This window comes from Aquimarina sp. U1-2 (assembly GCF_017897595.1).
GTDB lineage: Bacteria > Bacteroidota > Bacteroidia > Flavobacteriales > Flavobacteriaceae > Aquimarina.
In genome coordinates this window covers 1-480 of record NZ_JAGKIK010000068.1, presented here as the reverse complement: position 1 = coordinate 480, position 480 = coordinate 1, and the positions used below count along the sequence as shown (strand labels likewise).

Annotated in this window: 1 protein-coding gene; it reads right to left on the bottom strand. The window is 31.2% G+C overall.

The genetic code is table 11. The annotated features are described in order from the left end of the window. A partial coding sequence (locus J8281_RS19045; RefSeq protein ID WP_210199240.1) for an energy transducer TonB occupies window positions 1-480 on the bottom strand: 480 nt, incomplete at both ends.

Below are 480 nucleotides of genomic sequence, written 5' to 3'. Positions count from 1 at the left end.
AAAAACTATTGGTAATGTATATGGTACGTTTACTTTTTTCCCTTTTTGTTCTCCTGGAATCATTTTTGGCAAAGCGTTAATAACCCTAATAGCTTCTTTTTCCAGTTCTGGGTGTGGAGCCCTTGCCTTTACATCTATTATATCTCCTTCTTTACTTATCTTAAAAATCACATGAATACGCTGTCTGCCTTTTAAATTTAAATCTTTGGCAAGTTCAGTATTGAAATTTCTATTTACAAACCTTGAAATAGTTTGAGAGGTACATTTTTTTCGTTCTTCATTAAGTTCAGAATCACATTCAGGAAAAGTTGGCGCGTATTCAATAGCGTAAAAGGGCACTTCAACTCCATTAAACATCTGTTCTCCTTTATTTAATTTGGTTTCAGGCCTATTACTATCAAATTCTATACTTTTCCCATTTATTTTTAAAATAATCTTATAATATTTATCAGTCCCTGGCACTTTTCTATTTATATAATC